This is a genomic window from Catenulispora rubra, from assembly GCF_015356825.1.
GTDB lineage: Bacteria > Actinomycetota > Actinomycetes > Streptomycetales > Catenulisporaceae > Catenulispora > Catenulispora rubra.
The window spans coordinates 1-4,637 of the sequence record NZ_JAACYW010000493.1 but is presented as its reverse complement, the minus strand read 5'-3'; the positions used below and the strand labels follow the sequence as shown (position 1 = coordinate 4,637).

4 protein-coding genes are annotated in these 4,637 nt (G+C 69.9%); 1 reads left to right on the top strand and 3 read right to left on the bottom strand.

The window, feature by feature from the left end; genetic code table 11:
- From GWK61_RS52925 to GWK61_RS52915, 3 genes are all read right to left on the bottom strand, one after another.
- Positions 1-805: hypothetical protein (locus tag GWK61_RS52925; RefSeq protein WP_194921873.1), on the bottom strand; the 805-nt coding region annotated here is incomplete at its 3' end.
- A gap of 318 nt (positions 806-1,123) precedes the next feature.
- Positions 1,124-1,510, bottom strand: coding sequence for a thioredoxin (gene trxA, locus GWK61_RS52920; RefSeq protein ID WP_194921872.1), 387 nt, complete (start codon positions 1,508-1,510; stop codon positions 1,124-1,126).
- Between the two features lie 273 nt (positions 1,511-1,783).
- Positions 1,784-3,871, bottom strand: a complete 2,088-nt coding sequence (locus GWK61_RS52915; RefSeq protein ID WP_194921870.1) for a beta-galactosidase — start codon at positions 3,869-3,871, stop codon at positions 1,784-1,786.
- A gap of 273 nt (positions 3,872-4,144) precedes the next feature.
- On the opposite strand from GWK61_RS52915, the gene GWK61_RS52910 reads away from it, so the two are divergent.
- Positions 4,145-4,549 (top strand): helix-turn-helix domain-containing protein, encoded by a 405-nt coding sequence (locus tag GWK61_RS52910; RefSeq protein WP_194921868.1) that lies wholly within the window; start codon positions 4,145-4,147, stop codon positions 4,547-4,549.
- Positions 4,550-4,637: the final 88 nt, after the last annotated feature.

Below are 4,637 nucleotides of genomic sequence, written 5' to 3'. Positions count from 1 at the left end.
TGCCGGGGGTGCTGCGGGGGATCGGGTAGAAGAGCATTGCGGCGCGGCGGTAGCGGGCCGGCTGGCCGCCTGCGCCGGTGTTGTCGCCGGTGTCGTCGCCGGTGTCGGCGGGGCGCACGTGCCGCACGACTGGGTCGATCACCGCCGCCGCGCGGGTGTTGAACACGCTGGGCAGGAACACCAGGGCCGGCTCACAAACGTCGACTTCGAAGCGGCCGTGGAGGCGTACGCTTCCGTCGTGCCAGTCGATCTTCGGGTCGAGGGTGTCGATGGCGGCTCCGAAGCCGTGCTTGCCGAGGACCCGCAGCCGCGCGTCGACGTCCGCCTCCATCCGAGCCCTGACACGCGGCCATTCGGGCGCCAGCACGTGGAGCCAGACCTGCTCCAGCTCCTTGGCGAGCAGTTCGGAGGTCTCGCACTCGTCGGTCTCGGTGAGCTTGCGCGGCAGCGCGCGTCCGACGGTCTTGGCCAGCTCGCCGTCGACGGCCACGGCCAACTCGCCGGCGACGCGCCAGGTCGGGGTCGTGGCGACGGCGTGGAGTTCTTCGGCCGTGTCGCCCTCGTACCGGGGCGGCTGCGGGGTGAGGAAGTCCGGGATGTAGTGGCCGGCGCCGCCGTCGACGTTCAGCAGCGCCGCGAGCAGGTCCAGGCGCCGGGTGGCGATCGTCTCGCGCAGCCTCGGGCGCAGCGGCGCGGGGATGGCCCCGTTCGCGGCTGCGAGGAGCAGGTTGACCGTCTCCGAGACCGGGGACAGCGCGAAACGCGAGCGGGCCAGACCGTCGGCGCCGAGCTGGATCCTGATCATCTTCGAATCCGTTCGAATTCGTGGACTCGGCCGGTGCCGTCGCCGTTTCCTGGAGGACGAGGCGGTGGGTGCCCGAGGTTGCGAATCCGACGCCGACGATTCACCGACACGCGGCCGGCGCCGTGCGTCCGCGGGTTAGGGGAGTCAACGTGTTGAAATAGGCCTCGTGGCGGACATCGCCCGGTGTGCGGGGGCACACGGCGATGCCGGCGACGAGGCTGGCAGCGTGGTCGGCGCGGTTGCGGAGGGTGGACCCGACGCCGCGCCGACTGCGCTGTCGTGAGGAGGGGCCGCTGTCGTGAACAGAGGCCGTGAGTGTCAGACCGCGGCGCTCTCGGCGTTCTCAGCCTCGCGCTCGGCCAGAGCCTTGCGCACCTCGTCCATGTCCAGCGCCCGAGCCTGCGCGATCAGGTCCTCCAGCGCCGACTCCGGCAGCGCGCCGGGGTGCTGGTAGAGGGTGACGCCGTCGCGCACGATCATCAGCGTCGGGATCGACCGGATGTCGAACGCCATCGCCAACTCCTGCTCGGCCTCGGTGTCCACCTTGCCGAACACGATGTCCTCGTGCTTGCCGGCGGCCTTCTGGTACACCGGCGCGAAGGACCGGCACGGCCCGCACCACTCGGCCCAGAAGTCGACAAGCTTGATGCCCTCGCCCGCCACGGTCTCGGCGAAGGTGTCCTTGGTCAGTTCCACGACGGCCACGGCCGTTTCCTCCTCGGTGCTCGACGGGGGCCTCGGTCGGATACCCCGCAGGGTATAACCGGCGGGGATGGATCAGTATTCCGGCGCACGGGGGAAGTGACCTGTGCGACAAGTGGACCGCCGCTGTCGCCACCGCCGACGACGGTGCCGACGACGCCGAAAGCACCGCGCCGCAGGCCCCGACGTGCGGAGACCTGCGGCACGATCGCCATCCGAGAACCAGACCCACACCGACCGCCGCAGCGGCCAGGGCCCGTCACCGACGAGAAATGATCACCTGCCCACCTTCAGGACCGCGACCCCCTTCGCGGCCAGCTGGGTGGGACGACTCCCGGTCAGCAGGTTCACCGCGCCGAAAGGCACCGACGAACCCAGCTCGACCGCCGTGTCCCCGTGGTTGAGCAGGAAGTAGTAGTGGTGCGACTCGGAACTGCGGCACACCACCTCGACCCCGGTGACGGCCAGCGCCGAGGCCGGCGACGGCCACACCACGGCGGGCCGGACGGCTTCGGCGAGCACCTTCTCGACGGCCCAGCCCAGATCACAGCTCACGTACCAGGCCCGGCCCTCGCCGAAGTCGTTGCACGTGACAGCGGGACGGTCCTTCAGCGGCCCCGCGGCGTAGTGCGCGACGGTCCGGGCCGTGGTCGTGGCGAGCCATTCGCTCCAGCGCGACGCGGCGGGCGCGGGGTGGTAGCCGATGCCGTAGCTGTGTTTGCTGCCGTGCTTCTTCTTCGCCTTCGCGGTCTCCTCGTCGGCGGTGAAGGTGACCGGCGTCGAGTACGCGTCCGTGATCGGCCACCACTCGTCCACGGTGATTCCGAGCACGTCCCGCAGCGGACCCGGGTGGCCCCCGCCGGACCCGTCAGTGCCCTGATGGACGTGGTCGAGCTCGTCGACGATCCCGCTGAAGAACCCGACGACGAGGTACCCTCCGCCGTACACGTAGTCGGTCAGCCGGGCCGCGTTCTCGGTGCTCACCGAGTACAGGTTCGGCACGAGCACCACCTTGTACCCGCTCAGGTCGGCGTCCGGCGGCACGAAGTCGACGACGTGGTTCCACCGGTACACCACCGAGTACCAGCTCAGGATCTGCTCCTTGAGCTGGATCCGCGCCGAAGGGTGGTCCTCGGCCTCCAGCGCCCACCACGAGTTCCAGTCCAGAACGATGGCGACCGTGCTCTCGATCCGGCTCCCGGCGACCTCCTTGAGGCTCGCCAGCTCCTCGCCGAGCCGGACCGTCTCCCGCCACCCCCGCGTCTGGGTCCCGCCGTGCGGAAGCAGGGCACTGTGGAACTTCTCCGCGCCGGCCCGCGAGGCCCGCCACTGGAAGTGCATGACGCCGTCCGCGCCGCGTGCGACCGTCTGCAGCGACCACAGCCGCCGCTGTTCGGGCGTCTTGGGCACGTTCACCGCGCGCCAGCTCACCGCCGACGGCGCCTGCTCCATCAGCAGCCACGGCTTCCCGCCGCCGAGCGAGCGCATGAGGTCGTAGTTCATCGCGGCGAGCACGTGCGCCGAGCTGTTCGCCGGGTCCGGATACGCGTCGTCGGAGACGACGTCCTCGTGCTCGGCCCACTTCCAGTAGTCGAGGTCCTTCATCATCGACATGAAGTTGGTCGTGACCGGGATCTCCGGCGTCACCTCCTTCAGCACCGCCCGCTCGCCGAGGAAGCAGGCGAGCAGCGCGTCGGAGCTGAACCGGCGCCAGTCCAGCAGCTGTCCCGGATTGATCGGGCCCGGGGCCTTGCGCGGCGGCTCGATCTGCGAGAAATCCGAGTAGCGCTGGGACCAGACCTCCGTGCCCCAGGCGAAGTTCAGCTGCGCGATGTCGTCGCTGTAGCGCTCCTTCAGCCAGCGGCGGAAGTCCTCGGCCGAGACGTCGCAGAAGCACTCCTTGACGTGGTCGCCGTACTCGTTGTGGATGTGCCACAGCGCCAGCGCCGGGTGCTCGCCGTAGCGCTCGGCGATCGCGCGGGCCAGCCTCGTCGCCGCCGCTCTGTAGACGGGAGACGAGGGGCAGTAGTGCTGCCGCGAGCCGAACTCCAGGCGCACGCCGTCGGCCGTGACCGGCAGCGTCTCCGGGTACTGACGCACGAACCAGGCCGGCGGCGAGGCCGTGGCCGTGGCGAGGTCGACGGCGATGCCGCGGCTGTGGAACAGGTCCATCAGCCCGTCCAGCCACTCGAAGTCCCACTCGTCCTCGGCGGGCTGCAGGCGGGCCCAGGAGAACACCCCGAGGGTCACCATCGTGACGCCGGCGTCCTTCATGAGGTTGGCGTCCTGCTTCCAGACGGACTCCGGCCACTGCTCCGGGTTGTAGTCCGCTCCATACAAGAGACCTTCTACGCGTGTGATCATCCTTTGACTGCTCCTCCCAACAAGCCGGATACGAACTGCTTCTGGAAGATAAAGAAAATGAGCGTCAGAGGGAGGGTCGACAGGAAAGTTCCGAGAATCAAGCCCGAATAATCCATATGTGTCCCCCGCCGGCCAACGTGTAGAGCGCGCCTGGCGTGGCGTCGTCGTTCTGAAGCGGCGGCCCCGCAAGCCGGGTCACCCGTTCTGCGCAGCGGTGTCTGCTGTCAGCAGACAAGCGGGACTCGCCTCGCCAGCTGTCCGTACGCTCACAACATGAGCGAGCTTCTGAGACTGCACGTCGTCCCCGGCGGATACGCCGACCAGCCGCCGAAGCAGCCCGCGGCTCCCGAGCCCGAGCCGCTGTGGCGCGAGGTGCTCGGCGAGCAGCTGCGCGGGCTGCGGCGCGAGCATGAGGAAAGCCTCGCGGAGACCGCACGCCGCGCCGGCATCTCGCCGCAGTACCTGTCGGAGGTGGAGCGCGGGCTCAAGGAGCCGTCGAGCGAGATGATCGCGGCGGTCGCCGGCGCGCTCGGCACGACGCTCGGCGGGCTCGCCGAGTCGGTCGCCGAGGTGCTGCGGCTGAAGCGCCAGGCGGCGGTGCTCAGCACCGTGCGGCGGGAGCTGGCCACGCGGCGACGCAGCAGCAGCGGTCCGGTGATGCTGGCGCTGGCTGCCTGAGGGGCGTTCGGCGGTGTTCGTTCGCTCATTTGACGCAACTTTGCGGCGAATTCGGGGGGTGGGCGTTGACCGGCCGGCGGGGCGGGGC

Bases quoted from the DNA above. Each gene is read 5' to 3' on its own strand.
- GWK61_RS52915 (WP_194921870.1), bottom strand. From the start codon at position 3,871: ATGATCACACGCGTAGAAGGTCTCTTGTATGGAGCGGACTACAACCCG.
- GWK61_RS52910 (WP_194921868.1), top strand. From the start codon at position 4,145: ATGAGCGAGCTTCTGAGACTGCACGTCGTCCCCGGCGGATACGCCGAC.